We start from the raw sequence: 17,374 nt of genomic DNA, 5'->3' as shown, positions 1-17,374 counted from the left end.
GCACCGCGAAGCCACGCAGGGCGTGGCTCTACCTGGGTGCCCCGGTGGAACCCCGCACCATCAGGCTGAATTCCAGGGTCTGCTGCAGCGGCACCTCCACGCCTTCGATGATGGCGAGCAGCAGGTTGACCGCGCGCTCGCCGATCTCCCGCATGGGCTGCCGGACGGTGGTCAATGCGGGCGTGAGGTAGCGGGACGATGCCAGGTCGTCGAAGCCGACCACAGACAGCGCATCGGGCACGCGGACGCCCAGATCGCGGCAGGCCGCCAGCACGCCCAGCGCCATCTGGTCGCTGAAACAGAAGATCGCGGTGGGCACCGTCGCGCCGGCCAACAGCGCCATCGCTGCCGCATGACCGGATTCCACGGAGAAATCCCCCGGCACCACGCTCAGGCTGCGAAGGCGGCCGCGCGCCTTGCCGGCGGCCTGCACCCCTTCCAGCCGCTGCTCATGCAGGGGATTGTCGGGCGGTCCGCCGACCACGGCGATCCGCTCGTGGCCCAGGCCATACAGGTGTTCCATCACCGCGCGCGCGGCGGCGGCGTTGTCGATGTGCACGCTGGGAATGCCCAGCGCGGGGTCGAATTCGCACCCATTGACCACCGGCGCGGTGGCGCCCTGCTGCTGCACGATCTCGCGCGCGGTGGGCGGCAGGCGATGGCCGAGCACGATCATGCCGTCGGCTTCGTTGCGGCGGAGCATCTGCGCGTAGCGCTCTTCGCGCTCGGGGCGATGCTGGGTATCACCCAGCAGCACCGCGTAGCCCACGGCCTGCGCCGCTTCCTCCGCGCCCTGCAGGATCTGGGCGAAGAACGGATTGGCGATGTCCGGCACGGTCACCAGGATCTTGCCGCTGCGCTGGGTCTTGAGCGTCCGGGCCACCGTGTTGGGCACATAGCCCAGCGCCGCCGCGGCCTGCTCGATGCGCGTGCGCGTGGCCGGCAGGACTTTGTCCGGCCGCGAAAGCGCCCGCGACACCGTGCCTGCGGAGACGCCAACGTGCTTTGCGATGTCGTAGATGGTTGCCATGGTTGCTGGGTTGTTCTTGTCGCTGTGCAGTGCACAACAGGTTTTCCGGAGCGTCCTGCTAGGGTAATGCAATCGATTGCATCAGGGTGAATCACGTTGAAGACGCTCAAGGGTCCGGCGCTGTTCCTGGCGCAGTTCATTGGCGACACACCGCCCTTCGACCGGCTGGACACGCTGGCCGGATGGGCCGGGGGGCTGGGCTATTCTGGCGTACAGATACCTACCAGCGCGCCACATCTGTTCGATCTGGCCGAGGCCGCGCGCAGCCAGGCATATTGCGACGACATTGCCGGCATGCTGGCCGGGCATGGCGTGCAGATCACCGAGCTGTCCACCCACCTGCAGGGGCAGCTGGTAGCCGTCCACCCCGCCTACGACAGCCTGTTCGACGGCTTCGCGCCCGCGGACAAGCGCGGCGATCCGGCCGCGCGCCAGGCCTGGGCCGTGGAGCAGCTGCTGCTGGCCGCCAAGGCCAGCCAGCGCCTGGGGCTGACCGCGCATGCCACCTTTTCCGGCGCGCTTGCCTGGCCGTACTTCTATCCCTGGCCGCAGCGCCCGCCGGGACTGGTGGAAGAAGCCTTCGCCGAACTCGGGCGGCGCTGGCGCCCGATCCTGGATGCCTTCGACGCCTGCGGCGTGGACCTGTGCTTCGAGATCCACCCGGGCGAGGACCTGCACGACGGCGCGACCTTCGAGCGCTTCCTCGACGTGGTGGACCACCACCCGCGCGCCAAGATCCTGTACGACCCCAGCCACCTGCTGCTGCAGCAGATCGACTACCTGGGCTTCATCGACCGCTATCACCCGCGCATCGGCATCTTCCACGTCAAGGACGCGGAATTCCGCCCCAGTGCGAGCAGCGGCGTGTACGGCGGCTACCAGGACTGGATCGATCGCCCGGGGCGGTTCCGTTCGCTTGGCGACGGCCAGATCGACTTCAAGGCGATCTTCTCGAAGTTCGCGCAGTACGATTTCCCGGGCTGGGCGGTGCTGGAGTGGGAGTGCTGCCTGAAGCACCCGGAAGACGGCGCGCGCGAGGGCGCCGCGATCATCCGCGACCACATCATCCGCGTGACCGAACGTTCCTTCGACGACTTTGCCGACAGCGGCGCGGACGCAGGATCACTGCGCCGCATGCTGGGTATCTGAGCCATGACCGCCTGGGAGGGCACGCCATGAGGCACGCCATGTCGCGCTTGGGCGCGATGATGTTTCTGCAGTTCTTCATCTGGGGCGCATGGTTCGTGACCCTGGGCACGTATCTGGTGCAGGGTCCGCTCCAGGCCACCGCCAGCCAGGTCGCCACGGCCTTCCTCAGCCAGTCCATCGGCGCGATCGTGGCGCCCTTCCTGGTCGGGCTGATCGCCGACCGCTACTTCGCCGCGCAGCGCATCCTCGGGGTCCTGCACCTGGCCGGTGCGGTGCTGATGTGGCTGGCGTCCACGGCAACGGACTTCAACACGTTCTTCGCCTGCGTGATGGGCTACATGCTGCTGTTCATGCCTACGCTGGCGCTGGCCAACAGCGTGGCGATGCGGCACATGCAATCGCCGGAGAAGCAGTTCCCGCCCGTGCGCGTGGCCGGCAGCGTCGGCTGGATCGTGGCCGGCGTGCTGATCGGCTGGCTGGGCTGGGAACAGGCGCATACGCTTGAACTGACCTTCCGGATGGCGGCGATGGCATCGCTGGCCCTGGGCCTGTATGCGTTCACCCTGCCGCACACGCCGCCGCTGGCGCAACAGCGCGACGCCGGGCTGGGCCAGGTGCTGGGGCTGGATTCGCTGCGGCTGCTGAAGTCGCGCTCCTACCTCGTGTTCTTCCTGGCCTCCATCGCCATCTGCATTCCGCTCGCGTTCTACTACAACTTCACCAACCCCTACCTCAACGACCTGGGCGTGCGCGGCGCGGCCGGCCTGCAGTCGCTGGGCCAGGTCTCCGAAGTGCTGCTGATGCTGGCCATGCCGTTCCTGTTCGTGCGGCTGGGCGTGAAGACGATGCTGGCGGTGGGCATGGCCGCGTGGGTGGTGCGCTATGTCATGTTCGCCTTCGGCGATGCGGGCGGCGGCTTCTCCCTGCTGGTGATCGGCATCGTGCTGCACGGCATCTGCTATGACTTCTTCTTCGTCACCGGCCAGATCTACACCGATGCACACGCCGGCCCCGCCGCGCGCAGCAGCGCACAGGGCTTCATCACCCTGGCCACGTACGGCGTGGGCATGCTGATCGGCACGTTCCTGTCCGGCGCGGTGGTGGAGCACTACACCACGGCAGCGGGGCCGGACTGGCAGCGGATCTGGCTGTTCCCGGCCGGCGTGGCGCTGGTGGTGCTGGTCGCCTTCCTGGTGTTGTTCCGCGACCGGCCGGCGCTTGCCGCCTCGCCCACCACGCACTGAGGAGCCGACACGATGCGCAAGCTTGGAATCGCCATTGTGGGCACCGGCATGATCGGCGCCGTGCATCGTCGCGCGGCGCTGCTGGCCGGTGCGGAGGTCCGCGGCGTGGTCGCCTCATCCCCGCAGCGTGCGGAAGAGGTGGCGCGGTCATGGAATGTTCCGCGCGGCTATCGTGACATCGACGAGGTGATCGCTGATCCGCAGGTGCAGGTGGTGCACGTGTGCACCCCCAACCACCTGCACCGCCCGATGGCGCAGGCGGCACTGGAAGCCGGCAAGCACGTGATCTGCGAAAAGCCGCTGGCCACTACGCTGCAGGACGCGCAGGCCCTGGCCGCGCTGGCCACCGCGACCGGGCTGGTCGCCACGGTGCCGTTCGTCTATCGCTATCACCCGGTGGTACGCGAGGCACGCGCCCGCATCGCCCAGGGCGAGCTGGGGCCCCTGCACCTGATCCACGGCAGTTATCTGCAGGACTGGCTGCTGGACCCGGCCAGCAACAACTGGCGCGTGGACCCGGCGCTGGGTGGCGCCTCGCGCGTGTTCGCCGACATCGGCTCGCACTGGTGCGATCTGGTGGAATGGGTCAGCGGGGAGCGCTTCGTCGACGTCAGCGCGGCGTTCGCCACCGTGGTTGCCGAGCGCGCCGCCGTGGCGGCACAGAGTTTCACCACGCCGGCGGCCGGCGGTGCGATGCAGGCGGTAACCAGCGAGGACGTGGCCGCGGCGATGTTCAAGACCGGCGCAGGTACGCTGGCCTCGTTGACGGTCAGCCAGGTCTCGGCTGGACGTCACAACCGCCTGTGGTTCGAGATCGACGGCGCGCAGGCCAGCGTGGCGTTCAACCAGGAGGACCCGGAGCGGCTGTGGATCGGCCGGCCCGACCAGCGCGAGGAAACCTTCGTACGCGGGCCCGGCGCCGGCAGTGCCGAACAACGCCGGCTGGCGGTGTTGCCGCCCGGCCACGCGCAGGGCTACGCCCAGTGCTTCGAGGCGTTCGTCGCCGACACCTATCACGCCATCGATGGCGAGCGGCCGCAGGGCCTGCCCACCTTCGCGGACGGCCTGCGTTCGGCCCTGATCGTCGACCGCGTCATTGCATCAACCAGGTCGCGCGCCTGGACCGCCATCGATTGAACTTCGGGAGGATTGCTTGATGAAGACTGCTGCACGCAGGACCACCACCCTCGCATTGCTGCTGCTCGCTGCCCTGCCCGCCTTCGCAGGCGACACGGCCGGTCCACAGCAACCCATTGCAGTGCAGATGTACACGCTGCGCAACGCCGGCACGCTCGACCAGCAGTTGAAGATCGTGCATGACGCGGGCGTGGGCGCGGTGGAAACGGTCGGCACCCAGAACGTCAGCGCTGCCGAACTCAAGCAGCTGCTGGACCGCTATTCGATCAAGGCGATTTCCTCCCATGTGCAGCTGGCCGATCTGCGCACTGACCTGATGGGCGTGGTGGCGTTCAACCGGTCGATCGGCAACACCACGCTGGTGGTGCCGTACCTGGACAAGAAGGACCGGCCCAGCGATGCCGCCGGCTGGACCGCACTGGGCCAGGAACTGGGCCGGATCGCGGCGCAGGCCAAGGCCCAGGGCATGCACCTGGCCTACCACAACCATGACTTCGAGCTGGTCGACTTCGACGGCAAAACCGGCCTGGAACTGCTGTTCGCCGCGGCCGGCCCCGACCTGAAGACCGAGCTGGATCTGGCCTGGGTGGCGCGTGCAGGCCATGACCCGGTGGTGATGCTGGGCAGGTTCCGCGGCCACGTGTTCGCGGTGCACGCCAAGGACAACGCCCCCAAGGGCCAGGCTGAAGACGAGGGCGGCTTCGCTGCCGTGGGACAGGGTGTACTGGACTGGAACGCGATCCTGCCTGCCGCAGCGGCTGCCGGGGTGCAGTGGTACATCGTCGAACACGACCAGCCGCGCGATCCGGCCACCGTCATCACGACAGGCGCGGACTACCTGCGCCACCACCTGCCCGCCAGTGCACAGCGCTAGCCCGCCAAGGAGACCTGCTTGAAAACGATTCTGACAATGGCCGTGGTTCTGTGTGGAACCACGTTTGCAACTGCGGCGTGGTCGAAGGACGACCCTGCCGCCGGCGAACAGCTCTACGCAACCCACTGCGTCGCCTGCCACGGCGCGAACCGGGCCGGCGTTCCGCCGACGTTCCCCGCGCTGACCGATGTCGCCAAGCGGCTGGATTCGGCTCAGATCAAGGAAAAGATCAAGAAGGGCGGCGGCCTGATGCCGCCCTTCTCCCAACTGTCCGAACAGGACATCGGCAACCTCGCCAGCTACCTGGCGAAATAGGATCCCACTACAGCTTCCGCACCCAGATGTTGCGGTAGCTGACCCTGGAATCGTGCTCCTGCAGGTACAGCGGCGCGCAGCCATGCGGTGCATACGAGGGTGCGCCGATGTACTCGGTCTTGCCCGACAGCACGGTGTCGTCCTGTACCAGCACGCCGTTGTGCAGCACGGTGATGCGGGCCGGTGATGTGAGCCCACCGCCCGGTGAGAAGCGCGGCGCCTTCCAGATGATGTCGTAGGCCTGCCATTCGCCCGGCTTGCGCGAGGCGTTCACCAGCGGCATGGCCTGCTTGTAGAGCGAGCCGGCCTGGCCGTTGGCATAGGTGGGGTTGTTGTAACTGTCGAGCACCTGCAGCTCATACAGTTCCTGCAGGAAGATGCCGCTGTTGCCGCGATGCTGGCCGTCGAACCCCTTGGTCGCGGTGGGCGCGCGCCACTCGACATGCAGCTGGATGTCACAGAAGTCCTGCTTGGTACGAATCCCCTTGCTGCCTGGCACCACGGTCAACGCGCCGTTGGCAACGCTCCAGCGCACGGGTCCACCCTGCTCCGACGCCCACGCAGAGACATCCTTGCCACTGAACAGCACAATCGCATCGGACGGTGCGGCGTTAGGGGGTGTGGCCACGGTCGCGGGTACCGGCTTCCACACCTCGGTCTTGGTCGGATCTCGTGCGGGGTCGTCGGCCTGCGCGAACGCGGGCGTTGCAGCCAGCACCCAGGCGGCCATCAGCAAGGGCTTGCTCATCGGGTTCCTCATCAGCTGGTGCCCCACGCGGGGGTACCCGGGACATAGGCCAGGTCGCCGTCGTAGCGACCGGGTACGGCGACGTACTGCAGCACTTCGGTTGCGCCGACCTTCGAGGTGAAGAAGCCGAAGATGGCCAGCTGCTTGATCATCGTGAAATAGTGCGGTGTGGCGCGGGTGCCTTCGGCGGTACCGGTATCGCCCACGTCAACGGCGCGCTTCCTGGCTTCCGCATCCAGCGTACGCAGCAGCTCGGTGCGGGCCTGCGGAGTGAGCGACACGAAGCGGCCGCCGGCGCGCTTGTCGATATCCACCAGGCCCGCATGGAACGCCGCCTGCTGCTTGGCGGTGTAGCAGTCGGTGACGAACCGCGCCATGAACGCACCGGCACCGGCGTCCTTCGCCCCCGGCGTTTTCGTACGAGGCAGGATCGTCTCTGCGATCTCGTCCAGCGTGCCGATATCGGTGGCGGAGAACGCGGTCTTTGCCCCAGCCGTCGGCGCCTGGCCGCTGGCGAGTGCGGGCAGGCCGACCAAGGCCGCGCCCGTGGCAGTAAAGATCATTTTCAGAAGGTCGCGACGTTCCATTACAGGTTCCCCGCTTTCAGCTCGCGCACCGCATGATCGGCCGCACGTGCGGTCAGCGCCATGTAGGTCAGCGAGGGATTCACGCAGGCGCTGGAGGTCATGCAGGCACCGTCGGTCACGTACACGTTGGGCGCATCCCAGACCTGGTTGTGCTGGTTGAGCACGGAGTTCTTCCGGTCACGGCCCATGCGTGCGGTGCCCATTTCGTGGATGCCCTTGCCTGGCGCGTAGTCGTTGTCATGCATCTCCACGTCCTTGACCCCGGCGGCCTCCAGCATCTCGGCGGCATCGGCGGCCATGTCCTTGCGCATGGCCTTCTCGTTCGCGCGCATGGATACGTCCATCGCCAACACCGGCAGCCCCCACTTGTCCTTGCGGTCAGGGTCCAGGCGGATCGTATTGTCGTGGTGCGGCAGCATTTCGCCGAAGCCGGTCATGCCGATTCGCCAGTCGCCCGGCACGGTCAACGCCTCCTTCAGGTCGGCGCCGATGTTCAGCTCGGCGATCTCGCGCGACCAGCCGTTGCGGCTGGCGCCGCCCTGGTAGCCGAATCCACGCAGGTAGCCACGTTTGTCGGCGGCCACGTTGCGGAAACGCGGAATGTAGAAGCCGCACGGACGCCGGCCGAAGTAGTACTTGTCGTCGTAGCCTTCGACCCGGCCCGAGGCACCGGCGCCGAAATGATGGTCCATCACGTTGTGGCCCAGCTCGCCGGACGACGACCCCAGCCCGCCTTCCCACACGTCGGTGGCCGAGTTCATCAGCAGCCAGGTCGAGTTGAACGAGGATGCGTTGAGGAAGATGACCTTGGCCGTGTACGTGTAGGTCTGCCCCGTCTCTGCATCGATCACCTCCACGCCGCGTGCGCGCTTGCGGTCCTTGTCGTAGAGCACTTCCTTGACGATCGAGAACGGCCGCAGGGTGAGGTTGCCGGTCTTCATGGCCGCAGGCAGCGTCGCCGACTGGGTCGAGAAGTAGGCGCCGAACGGACAGCCCAGGATGCACTTGTTGCGGTACTGGCAGTTGACCCGGCCCTGCTCGGGCTTGGGCTGGGTGATGTTGGCGGTGCGCGAATGGATCATGTGCCGCGTGCCACCAAAGGCTTTCCTGATCCGCGCTGCCACATCCTTTTCGACGATGTTCAACGGGACCGGCGGCAGGAACTCGCCATCCGGGAGCACGTCCAGCCCCTCGCGCGTGCCGGCGATGCCGGCGAACTTCTCCACGTGGTCGTACCAAGGGGCGATGTCGGCGTAGCGGATCGGCCAATCGGTGGCGATGCCGTCCTTGAGGTTGGCCTGGAAATCCAGGTCCGACAGGCGATAGCTCTGCCGCCCCCACATCAACGAGCGGCCGCCGACGTGATACCCACGGAACCAGTCGAAGCGCTTGGTCTCGATGTAGGGCGAGTCCTGTTCGTCGGCCCACATTCCTTCGAGGTTCTCGGCCAGCGCGTAGTCGCGCATCAGGACCGGAAACGCGGCCTTCATCGCCTGGGTGGGGCGATTGCGGTGTGGGAAGTCCCACGGTTCCTTCATCGCATTGACGTAGTCCTTCACGTGTTCGATGTTGCGCCCGCGTTCGAGCATGAGGACCTTGAGGCCTTTCTCGGTCAGTTCCTTCGCCGCCCAGCCGCCACTGATGCCGGAGCCGACGACGATTGCGTCGTAATGATTGTCTGCCATGGGTTCTACTTCACCTGGGTGAATATCAATTTCAGACGTCGCAGAGGCGGATCGCCTCGCGCAGCGAACCGATGGGATCGGGTGCCGCAGGCATGAATTCCTGCGCCAGATACCCATCGAAACCGGTGTCGCGGATCGCGCGACAGATGGCGGGATACTGGAGTTCCTGCTGGTCTCCGATCTCGTGCCGGCCCGGCACGCCCGCGGTGTGGTAATGCTTGAAATGCGCGTGATGCCGGCCGATGGTGGCGATGATGTCGCCCTCCATGATCTGCATGTGGTAGATGTCGTACAGCAGGCCGAAGTGATCCGAGCCGAGCCGTTGGCACAGCTCCACGCCCCACGCCGAGTGGTCGCACAGGTAGTCCGGATGATCGACCCGGGAGTTGAGCAGCTCCATCACCAGCACCACGCCGCGCTTCTCGGCATGCCCCAGGATGCGTTTGAGTCCGGCCTCGGCGTTGGCGATGCCTTCCTGCGGGTCCATGCCGTTGCGGTTGCCGGAGAAGCAGATGAGATTGCGGTAGCCGGCGTCGGCAACCAGATCGATGTGCCGGGTGTAGCGCTCCACCAGTTGGTCGTGGAACTCTCGGCCGGCAAAGCCCTTGGTCAGGCCCAACTCCGCGCCGTTGCACATCGAGCTGTGCACGCCATGGGCCTTCAGCGTGGGCCAGTCCTCCGGCCCTACCAGGTCGATGGCGGCGAAGCCGATGCCCTTTACCGTCTGGCAGAGCTGGTCTACCGATAACTGCGGGAAGGTCCAGCGGGCGACGGAATGCTTCAGGTTGCCCTTGAGCGGCGCGGTGGCGGCCATCGCGGGCAGCACGCCTGCGGCGCCCAGGCCAATGCTTCCGGCGGCCGCCATGCGCAGCGCATCGCGCCGCGTAAGGCGTGCGCCTTGGATCGATCCAATGGAATGGTCGGGCATCCGCTTTCCGGCCTCCCAACCGGTATCAAACGCAACTATTCACTGCAATGCAATCGATTGCACCATAGAGGAGTACTTCGTTTTTTTGCAAGACGCACTGCACGAAAATTAATGCTGCAGGGCACAAAAACGACCGACGCACTTCGGTGCCTCGCTCCGCCGCTGCCGTACCGCATTTGCGATGCCAGCCGTCATCGCGGTGGTCGGAACCCAGTGCACATTACCGGCGAAGTGTTGCTCATCAGGCGACAACTGTTGCCTGATGAGCAACAGATCGCATGTGGCCTCAGAAACAAAAAAAGGCCCGCTGAAAAGCGGGCCTTTCTGATCCAACGAGGTGCAGTGCGACTCAGAACGGAATATCGTCGTCCGCGAAGTCGTCCATCGGCGGAGCCGACTGCTGCGGCTGCTGCTGCGGGCGCTGCTGCTGGCCGTAGCCACCGCCGCCACCACCGCGCTGACCGCCACCACCACCACCGCCGTATTCCTGGCGCGGGGCCTGCTGGCGCTGCGGACGCTCGCCGCCGCCGTAATTGCCACCGCCACCGCCACCACCGCCTTCACCGCGGCCGCCCAGCATCTGCATTTCGTCGGCGATGATGTCGGTGGAGTACTTCTCCACGCCATCCTGGCCGGTGTACTTGTCGTAGCGCAGGCTGCCTTCGACGTAGACCGAGCTGCCCTTGCGCAGGTATTCGCCGGCAATTTCGCCGAGCTTGCCGAAGAACACCACGCGGTGCCATTCGGTGCGCTCCTGCTGGTTGCCATCCTTGTCCTTGCGGACGCTGGTGGTGGCCAGGCTGATGCGGGTGATCGCCATGCCGCCTTGGGTGTACTTCACGTCCGGGTCGTTGCCGAGGTTGCCGACCAGGATGACTTTATTGATGCCGCGCGCCATAGGGTTGCTCTTCCGTTGTCCGAGGGCAGGCCTGAGAGATTACACACTCTTGGAGGTGCGGATACACCGGCCGCCCTGCGGGAAATCTGGGTGGGATGACAGAACGCCCAATTCTATCATCCCCGCCTGCCCTGCCCTTGTCGGGGATGTCCCCGGCCGCCTTCGGATTTTGGCTGGACCTTTGCGGGACAAGGGCTCCCGCCCTACGTCCCGGCACTGACCCACGCTAGACTCCGTTCCATGTCGAATCCCGAAATCTACGTCAGTACCGATGTGGAGGCTGACGGCCCCATTCCCGGCCCGCATTCCATGCTGAGCTTCGGCTCGGCGGCGTATCTGGCCGACAAGACCCTGGTCGCGACCTTTTCGGCCAATCTGGATACGCTCCCCGGCGCGCAGGGCCATCCCGGCACCATGGCGTGGTGGGCGACCCAACCGGTGGCGTGGGCGGCCTGCCGGCGCGATTGCGAGGCGCCGGAGGCGGCAATGCGCCGCTACCTCGCCTGGCTGAAGGCGCTGCCGGGCAAGCCGGTGTTCGTGGGGTATCCGGCCGGGTACGACTTCCTGTTCGTGTACTGGTACCTGATGCGCTTCGCCGGGGAGAGCCCGTTTTCGCATTCAGCGCTGGATATCAAGTCCTTTGCCATGGCGATGCTGAAGACCGACTACCGCAGCGTTACCAAGCGGAGCATGCCCAAGCGATGGTTCGACCGGCTGCCGCATACCCACGTGGCGCTGGATGATGCGATTGAACAGGGTGCGTTGTTCTGCAACATGCTGGCGGAAAACCGGGGGTAAAACCACGGTCCCGCGTCCCATGGCATCATGGCTTCCGTCGTCACAGCCCTGCCTTCCATGACCATCCGCGGCAAAGCCACCTCCCTGGATATCGCCCACCTGGCCGGGGTTTCCCAGCCCACGGTGTCGCGGGCGCTGCGTGGCAGCCCGATGGTGAACCCGGAAACCCGCGAGCGGATCCTGAAGATCGCCCGGGAGCTGAACTACAAGGTGGACAAGAACGCCTCGAGCCTGCGCCTGCGCAATGCCGGCACGTTGGCCCTGCTGTTCTTCGAAGACCCCACCAACGACGATTCGCTGATCAACCCGTTCTTCCACGCCATGCTGGGTTCCATCACCCGCGCCTGCGCGCTGCGCGGTTACGACCTGCTGGTGTCGTTCCAGCAGCTGTCCACCGACTGGCAGGCCGATTACGAAGACAGCAACAAGGCCGACGGCATCATCCTGCTTGGCTATGGCGACTACCACGAGTCACGCGAGCGGCTGCAGCGGCTGGTGGAGCAAGGCACCCATTTCGTGCGCTGGGGCGCTGCCCTGCCGGACCAGCCCGGGGTATCGATCGGCTGCGACAATTTCCAGGGCGGCTTCGACATCACCTCCCACCTGCTCGACCAGGGCTGCCGGCGCATCGCCTTCGTTGGTCATGCGTCCAGCCATTACCCGGAGTTCGAGGAACGCTACCGCGGCTATGTGGCCGCGATGGCCGAACGCGGCGTACCCGTCGACCCGGCAGTGCAGTTCGATGCGATCACCACCGAGCTGTCCGGCTACGACGCCTGCCAGGCGCTGCTGGCCGATGGGCAGGCCATCGATGCGGTGTTCGCGGCCAGCGACCTGATCGCCATCGGTGCGATGCGTGCGCTGCGCGAGCACGGCCTGCGCATCCCGCATGATGTGGCGCTGGCCGGGTTCGACGATATCCCGCTCGCGGCGTCGGTGTCGCCTACCCTGTCCACCGTGCAGCAGGACACCAAGCAGGCCGGCCAGCTGTTGGTGGAACGCCTGCTCGCGCTGATCCAGGGCGAGCCGGTGGAAAGCCAGACCATTCCGGTGAAGCTGGTGCTGCGGGAATCGTCGCTGGCCCGGCGCTGAGGCGCGTCGTACCGACCAACGGTCGGTACCTACCAAAGAAGTCGTACCGACCAACGGTCGGTACCTACCAAAGAAGTCTTACCGACCAAAGAGGTAGCCCACGACCGTTGGTCGTGGGAGCAGAGACCGCATTATCTGAGTGCCTGCTCCGCGTCCACGATGTCCACTCCCTGCATCTGGCCCAGCCACTGGTCGAACCACGGCTTGTGCGAGACACCGACCACCGACAGCACGCGCACGCCCGGGCGTTCGCGGAACGTCTGCTGGATGTTGGCCACCATGCGCAGGTTGCGGATCTCCCAGCCACTGACCCAGATCTGCGGGTAATGCTCGGCTGATGTCGCACGCAGGGTCGCGCCGACGTTGACATCGGTCAGTACGTTGAGCCGTTCGGGCGCATTGATGAAGCGGTACAGCGGCAGCAGGTCGCGCGCTTTCGCCATCGTGTCTTCGATGGCGGTGTTCTTGTCCAGCTCTGCCTTGCCAGCGTTCCACGCCTGTTCCAGCGAGGTGCCGAACGCCTTGCGATCCTTGACCTGGATGTTGTCGCCGGTGTGGTCGTCGATGGCGTACACGCGCGGCAGGCCCAGTCGCGCGGCCAGCTGCGCGGCGATCAGGTAGTTCTCGTTCTGGCGGGTAGCAATGGTGTTCAGCAGGGCAACCAGGGTGGCATCCAATCCATCACCGGCGCGGCGCTCCGCCGGGGGCAGCTGCAGCCATTGGGTGTAGGCCGAGGCCCGCTCGTTGGCGGCCAGCATCCATGCGGCCAACTGGCGGCGCTGGGCTGGCGTGGGTGCCTTCGGCCACGTGTCCAGGGCGGCGTTGATCTTCTCTATCGCGGCCGGGATCTGCAGGCCGGTGGCCGTGCGCGCGACGTCAGTGCTGGCGCAGTAGTCCGGCCCGTAGACGCTGGCATGGCGCTCGGCAAGATCGCACTGCTCACCGCTGATGGCTTCCACGGTGATGATGTCCGGCGTGTAGGCGGCCAGCTTGTCCAGCAGGGGATCGAGCGCACCGGGTTGGATGCCGCCTTCCACTTCGCTCAGATGAACACTGCCCAGCACCAGTACCTGGGTGCGCGGGCCGGTCATTTCCCGGTCGAGCGTGGCCAGATCGACCGGCACGGCGGCCAGCGATGGGAAGGCGCAAGCCAACAGCGTTGCGATCCATAACCTGCGTTTCATGCCAGCACCCTCAATCCGTCGATGCAGACAGTGTGGGTCACGATGGCCCCCGCCGACGCGTGACGGTGGTCAGGGTGCCGTTGGTCAGGGCGTCAGGCGCTGGCGTCGCTGACGGCATCGGCCAGGGCGCTGCGTACCGCGTCGCTGAAGGCCTCCAGCGGGAACGGCTTGGCGATCATGCTCATGCCGGGTTCGAGGAACGCCGAGCGCTCCTGTGCCTTTTCCGCATAGCCGGTCATGAACAGCACCGGCAGCTCGGGGCGGGTCTGGCGCGCAATCTCGGCCAGCTGGCGGCCGTTCATGCCCGGCAGGCCTACGTCGGTCACCAGCAGGTCCAGTCGCCGCGTTGACGCCAGCACCGGCAGTGCGCCGTCGGCATCGCCCACCACCTCGACCGTGTAGCCCAGGTCTTCCAGCACCACGGTCACCAGCATCCGCACCTGCGGATCGTCTTCGACTACCAGGATCGACTGTCCCGCGCCCAACGCCACGGGTGCCGGGTCTGCCGAGGGTTCCGGCCCGGCAACGGCATCCACGAGCGGGATGAACAACGAGATGGTGGTGCCCTGCCCCGGCTGGGAATCGATCGCAATGTGCCCGCCGGACTGCTGCATGAAGCCATATACCATCGACATGCCCAGGCCGGTACCCTTGCCGATCGGCTTGGTGGTGAAGAACGGCTCGAACGCGCGCTCCACCACCTCCGGCGGCATGCCGGCGCCGGTATCGGAGACCGCGACCACCGCGTAGTCGCCTGCCGGTACGGTCGCACGCTCGCCGTCGGAAAGCGTCAGCGGGAACGCGCGCAATGCCAGCTCACCGCCGTTGGGCATGGCATCGCGGGCGTTGATGGCCAGGTTGAGCAGCGCACTTTCGAACTGGTTGGTGTCGAGCGCCGCATGCAACGGGGTATCGGACACTTCCGCGCGGATCTGGATGGTCTCGCCCAGCGTGCTGCGCAGCAGTTGCTGCATCGCCCCCACCAGTGCGTTGATCTCGACCGGCCTCGCGTCCAACGACTGTCGCCGCGAGAACGCGAGCAGCCGCTGGGTCAGGGCGGCGGCGCGCTGGCTGGACGCGGTGGCGGTATCCAGGAAACGCTCCAGGTCGTCCACCCGCCCCATCTCGAGGCGCAGCCGCACGATATCCAGGGCTGACAGGATACCGGTAAGCATGTTGTTGAAATCGTGCGCGATGCCACCTGTGAGCTGGCCGATGGCTTCCATCTTCTGCGACTGGCGCAGCGCCGCCTCGCTGGCTTCGCGCGCCTCCATCTGCGCCTGCAGCTCCAAGGTGCGTTCGGCCACCACGGTTTCCAGCTCCTGCGCGTGTTGCCGGCTGGCTTCCAACGCCTGCCTGGCTACCGTGATGTCGGTGACGAAGACATGGAAACCATCGACCGTGCCATCCACTGCGCGCCGTGGCGAGTAGCGCACCTCGCAGTCACGGCGCTGGCCCTCACGGGTAGGCCAACTGACTTCGAATACATGCTCCTGCCCTTCCAGTACCTGCTGCATGATCGGCAACCGTTCCTCCCAGACACGGGCCCCTACCACGTCGCGGATGTGCCGGCCGATCACCTCTCCCACCGGCAGGTCGAACCAGGCCTCATAGGCCTTGTTGGCAAAGCGGTAATGCATCGAACGGTCGACGAAGGCGATCAGCACCGGCATCGCATCGGCGATCAGGCGCAGCTCGGCTTCGCTGCGTTCCAGCGCGCTGCGGCTTTCGGCGAGCGCGCGCATCTGGTCGCGCACCACGAATTGTTTCGCGCGCGCGCGCAACGCCCCCTGTACGGCACTGAGCAACGAGATGCTGCCCAGTGGCCGATCAAGCTCGACTACGTTGACGGTGCGGGGCAACAGGCTGTCGAACGGGGAGCGACGGTGTGCGCGCGGGGAGCGCAGCAGGATCACCGGCAGGTCCGACCAGGTGGGCTGATCGCCCAGGGCTGCGAGCAATGGCTCGGTACCGCTGGCCACGGCCTCCTCGGTGATGAGCAACACACCGGCCTGGTCATCCAGTACGCGCGAAAGCTCGACCAGCGTGGATGCAACCCGGGTGCTCAGGCCGGCCGTGGCCAGTACCGATGCCATGCTGGCCGCATCGCGTCCGAACGGCGCGACGATATGCGCCACGCCGCCGCACGCTTCAGCCTGCATAGGGATGGCTGAGCAACGATGCCGAGTCGCCTACGAACTCCGGGGTACCGGTCAGGATGCCCTTGAACTCCCTCAGTGGCGCACCGACCGTCAGGCCCCTGCCGTTGATCTTTAGCTCACGGATGGTGTCTTCGTGCGCGCCGCCGCGGTTTTTGATCACGGAAATGGCCTTGCGGATCCGCCCCTGCGCCTCGAAGAACCGGAACAGGACGACCGCATCGGCAATGTAGGAGACATTGAGGTTGCCAGTGGACATCGTGCCGACGAGCCCGTGCTGTGGGTTGACCACGAAGGTCGCCACCCCCTTGTGGTTGAGGTAGGACAGCATTTCGTGGAGCTGCAGCATCAGCTGCTTTTCCTGTGGCATGGCCGCCACGTAGCCGTTGAGGCTGTCGATGACAAGTACGCTGCAGCCCCGCTGTTCTACGGCCCTCTGCACATTCCAGGAAAACTCGCCAGGCGAGATCTCGGCCGGATCGACCTGGATGATCTCCAGCCTGCCGGCCTCGATATGCGACTCGAGCTCGATATCCAGCGCCTTTGCGCGGCTGAGCAGCGTGCCAACGCGTTCGTCGAACTCGAAGATGCAGCAGGTCTCGCCACGCTCGCAGGCCGCCCATACATACTGCAGGGCCACGTTGGTCTTGCCGCTGCCGGCCGGCCCGGTCAACAGCGTGCAGGTGCCACGCAGCGGACCGCCGCCGAGCAGGTTGTCGATTTCCGGCACGCCGCTGCCGATGGTGTCTTCTCCGAACGGCTCGTGGTGCTGCGAGGCGATCAGGCGCGGGAATACCTCCAATCCGCCGGAACGAATGACCATGTCGTGGTATCCGGCCACGAAGTTGACGCCCCGCAGCTTCTGGACCTGCAGCCTGCGCCGGGCCGGGCCGAAGTCCAGGGTCAGGCGTTCCAGCGAGATCACGCCGTGGCACAGGCTGTGCAGCTGGCCGTCGCGGTCGTCCGCACCCGAGGTCAGGTCGTCGACCAGGATGACGGTCGCACTCTGCGGCGCGAAGTACTGTTTCAGTGCCAGGATCTGGCGCCGATAGCGCAACGAATCCTGAGCCAGCAGACGAAGCTCCGACAGCGAGTCAAATACCACGCGATTGGGGCGTATGCGATCCACTTCGCCCAGGATCAGGTTGACTGTTTCATCCAGCTCCACTTCCCACGAATGCAGAACCGACTGCAGGCGACCATTGCCCAGCGCGTCCTCGGCCGAGCCCAGCTCGAACAGGTGCAACCCATCCAGCGACCACCCGTGCGCGGCAGCGACTTCGCGCAGCTCCTCGGCTGTCTCGGAAAGGGTGACATACAGGCAGCGCTCTCCCTGCTTCAGGCCCTGGAGCAGAAACTGCAGGGACAACGTGGTCTTGCCCGACCCGGGCGGACCTTCCAGCAGATACAGCCGGCCCTGAGGCAGGCCGCCGCTGAGGATGGTGTCCAGGCCCTGCACACCCATGGTGACGCGGGAAGACTGTGTCTGCATAGAGGTCCGCCGTTTTGACGGAGGCGAGTCTAGCAATCGACGCTGTGTAGGGAT

16 protein-coding genes are annotated in these 17,374 nt (G+C 66.1%); 7 read left to right on the top strand and 9 right to left on the bottom strand.

Annotation, left to right across the window (positions count from 1 at the left end):
- Positions 1–28: 28 nt before the first annotated feature.
- Complete coding sequence (locus ACGFZ3_RS01755) at positions 29–1,030, bottom strand: LacI family DNA-binding transcriptional regulator (RefSeq protein WP_392915574.1); 1,002 nt, start codon at positions 1,028–1,030, stop codon at positions 29–31.
- 96 nt (positions 1,031–1,126) lie between these two features.
- Between ACGFZ3_RS01755 and ACGFZ3_RS01750 the strand changes: the two genes are divergently transcribed.
- From ACGFZ3_RS01750 to ACGFZ3_RS01730, 5 genes are read left to right on the top strand one after another with little or no spacing between them, the layout of a single operon-like run.
- Positions 1,127–2,179 (top strand): sugar phosphate isomerase/epimerase family protein, encoded by a 1,053-nt coding sequence (locus tag ACGFZ3_RS01750; protein ID WP_392915572.1) that lies wholly within the window; start codon positions 1,127–1,129, stop codon positions 2,177–2,179.
- A gap of 26 nt (positions 2,180–2,205) precedes the next feature.
- A complete protein-coding gene (locus ACGFZ3_RS01745) occupies positions 2,206–3,423 on the top strand; it encodes a nucleoside permease (RefSeq protein ID WP_392915569.1) in 1,218 nt (405 codons plus the stop codon).
- A gap of 12 nt (positions 3,424–3,435) precedes the next feature.
- On the top strand, positions 3,436–4,560 hold the full coding sequence (locus ACGFZ3_RS01740) for a Gfo/Idh/MocA family protein (protein WP_392915566.1): 1,125 nt from the start codon (positions 3,436–3,438) through the stop codon (positions 4,558–4,560).
- 19 nt (positions 4,561–4,579) lie between these two features.
- Positions 4,580–5,434 carry a sugar phosphate isomerase/epimerase family protein gene (locus ACGFZ3_RS01735; protein WP_392915563.1) on the top strand — a complete coding sequence of 285 codons (855 nt, stop codon included), beginning with the start codon at positions 4,580–4,582 and terminating at the stop codon, positions 5,432–5,434.
- Between the two features lie 18 nt (positions 5,435–5,452).
- Complete coding sequence (locus ACGFZ3_RS01730; RefSeq protein ID WP_392915560.1) at positions 5,453–5,749, top strand: c-type cytochrome; 297 nt, start codon at positions 5,453–5,455, stop codon at positions 5,747–5,749.
- Positions 5,750–5,756: 7 nt separating this feature from the next.
- On the opposite strand, the gene ACGFZ3_RS01725 is transcribed toward ACGFZ3_RS01730, so the two are convergent.
- The 5 genes from ACGFZ3_RS01725 to ACGFZ3_RS01705 form a co-directional block, all read right to left on the bottom strand.
- Positions 5,757–6,497 (bottom strand): DUF1080 domain-containing protein, encoded by a 741-nt coding sequence (locus ACGFZ3_RS01725; RefSeq protein ID WP_392915557.1) that lies wholly within the window; start codon positions 6,495–6,497, stop codon positions 5,757–5,759.
- A gap of 11 nt (positions 6,498–6,508) precedes the next feature.
- On the bottom strand, positions 6,509–7,084 hold the full coding sequence (locus tag ACGFZ3_RS01720; protein WP_392915554.1) for a gluconate 2-dehydrogenase subunit 3 family protein: 576 nt from the start codon (positions 7,082–7,084) through the stop codon (positions 6,509–6,511).
- Positions 7,084–8,769: a GMC oxidoreductase gene (locus ACGFZ3_RS01715; protein WP_392915551.1), complete on the bottom strand. Its 1,686-nt coding sequence runs from the start codon at positions 8,767–8,769 to the stop codon at positions 7,084–7,086. The genes ACGFZ3_RS01720 and ACGFZ3_RS01715 overlap by 1 nt, the downstream gene beginning before the upstream one ends.
- A gap of 31 nt (positions 8,770–8,800) precedes the next feature.
- Complete coding sequence (locus ACGFZ3_RS01710; RefSeq protein ID WP_392915549.1) at positions 8,801–9,697, bottom strand: hydroxypyruvate isomerase family protein; 897 nt, start codon at positions 9,695–9,697, stop codon at positions 8,801–8,803.
- Positions 9,698–10,046: 349 nt separating this feature from the next.
- A complete protein-coding gene (locus ACGFZ3_RS01705) occupies positions 10,047–10,595 on the bottom strand; it encodes a single-stranded DNA-binding protein (RefSeq protein ID WP_392915546.1) in 549 nt (182 codons plus the stop codon).
- A 240-nt stretch (positions 10,596–10,835) separates the two neighbouring features.
- Between ACGFZ3_RS01705 and ACGFZ3_RS01700 the strand changes: the two genes are divergently transcribed.
- Positions 10,836–11,393, top strand: a complete 558-nt coding sequence (locus ACGFZ3_RS01700; protein WP_392915543.1) for a hypothetical protein — start codon at positions 10,836–10,838, stop codon at positions 11,391–11,393.
- Between the two features lie 57 nt (positions 11,394–11,450).
- Positions 11,451–12,485 (top strand): LacI family DNA-binding transcriptional regulator, encoded by a 1,035-nt coding sequence (locus ACGFZ3_RS01695; protein WP_392915540.1) that lies wholly within the window; start codon positions 11,451–11,453, stop codon positions 12,483–12,485.
- A gap of 131 nt (positions 12,486–12,616) precedes the next feature.
- Here ACGFZ3_RS01695 and ACGFZ3_RS01690 read toward each other — a convergent pair whose 3' ends face one another.
- From ACGFZ3_RS01690 to ACGFZ3_RS01680, 3 genes are all read right to left on the bottom strand, one after another.
- On the bottom strand, positions 12,617–13,669 hold the full coding sequence (locus ACGFZ3_RS01690) for a DUF5694 domain-containing protein (RefSeq protein WP_392915537.1): 1,053 nt from the start codon (positions 13,667–13,669) through the stop codon (positions 12,617–12,619).
- A gap of 92 nt (positions 13,670–13,761) precedes the next feature.
- Positions 13,762–15,831 (bottom strand): PAS domain-containing protein, encoded by a 2,070-nt coding sequence (locus ACGFZ3_RS01685; RefSeq protein ID WP_392915534.1) that lies wholly within the window; start codon positions 15,829–15,831, stop codon positions 13,762–13,764.
- Positions 15,821–17,320, bottom strand: coding sequence for an ATPase domain-containing protein (locus tag ACGFZ3_RS01680; RefSeq protein WP_392915531.1), 1,500 nt, complete (start codon positions 17,318–17,320; stop codon positions 15,821–15,823). Before ACGFZ3_RS01680 ends, ACGFZ3_RS01685 begins: the two co-directional genes overlap by 11 nt.
- Positions 17,321–17,374 lie beyond the last annotated feature (54 nt).

It is taken from the genome of Stenotrophomonas sp. NPDC047960 (genome assembly GCF_043204395.1).
Taxonomy (GTDB): Bacteria; Pseudomonadota; Gammaproteobacteria; order Xanthomonadales; family Xanthomonadaceae; genus Stenotrophomonas.
The sequence above is the reverse complement of the archived record's forward strand: the minus strand, read 5'-3'. Positions and strand labels throughout refer to the sequence as shown.

Coding starts and splice junctions, on each gene's coding strand:
- ACGFZ3_RS01755 (WP_392915574.1), bottom strand. CDS start 1,030: ATGGCAACCATCTACGACATCGCAAAGCACGTTGGCGTCTCCGCAGGC.
- ACGFZ3_RS01745 (WP_392915569.1), top strand. CDS start 2,206: ATGAGGCACGCCATGTCGCGCTTGGGCGCGATGATGTTTCTGCAGTTC.
- ACGFZ3_RS01740 (WP_392915566.1), top strand. CDS start 3,436: ATGCGCAAGCTTGGAATCGCCATTGTGGGCACCGGCATGATCGGCGCC.
- ACGFZ3_RS01735 (WP_392915563.1), top strand. CDS start 4,580: ATGAAGACTGCTGCACGCAGGACCACCACCCTCGCATTGCTGCTGCTC.
- ACGFZ3_RS01725 (WP_392915557.1), bottom strand. CDS start 6,497: ATGAGCAAGCCCTTGCTGATGGCCGCCTGGGTGCTGGCTGCAACGCCC.
- ACGFZ3_RS01720 (WP_392915554.1), bottom strand. CDS start 7,084: ATGGAACGTCGCGACCTTCTGAAAATGATCTTTACTGCCACGGGCGCG.
- ACGFZ3_RS01715 (WP_392915551.1), bottom strand. CDS start 8,769: ATGGCAGACAATCATTACGACGCAATCGTCGTCGGCTCCGGCATCAGT.
- ACGFZ3_RS01710 (WP_392915549.1), bottom strand. CDS start 9,697: ATGCCCGACCATTCCATTGGATCGATCCAAGGCGCACGCCTTACGCGG.
- ACGFZ3_RS01705 (WP_392915546.1), bottom strand. CDS start 10,595: ATGGCGCGCGGCATCAATAAAGTCATCCTGGTCGGCAACCTCGGCAAC.
- ACGFZ3_RS01700 (WP_392915543.1), top strand. CDS start 10,836: ATGTCGAATCCCGAAATCTACGTCAGTACCGATGTGGAGGCTGACGGC.
- ACGFZ3_RS01695 (WP_392915540.1), top strand. CDS start 11,451: ATGACCATCCGCGGCAAAGCCACCTCCCTGGATATCGCCCACCTGGCC.
- ACGFZ3_RS01690 (WP_392915537.1), bottom strand. CDS start 13,669: ATGAAACGCAGGTTATGGATCGCAACGCTGTTGGCTTGCGCCTTCCCA.
- ACGFZ3_RS01685 (WP_392915534.1), bottom strand. CDS start 15,831: ATGCAGGCTGAAGCGTGCGGCGGCGTGGCGCATATCGTCGCGCCGTTC.
- ACGFZ3_RS01680 (WP_392915531.1), bottom strand. CDS start 17,320: ATGCAGACACAGTCTTCCCGCGTCACCATGGGTGTGCAGGGCCTGGAC.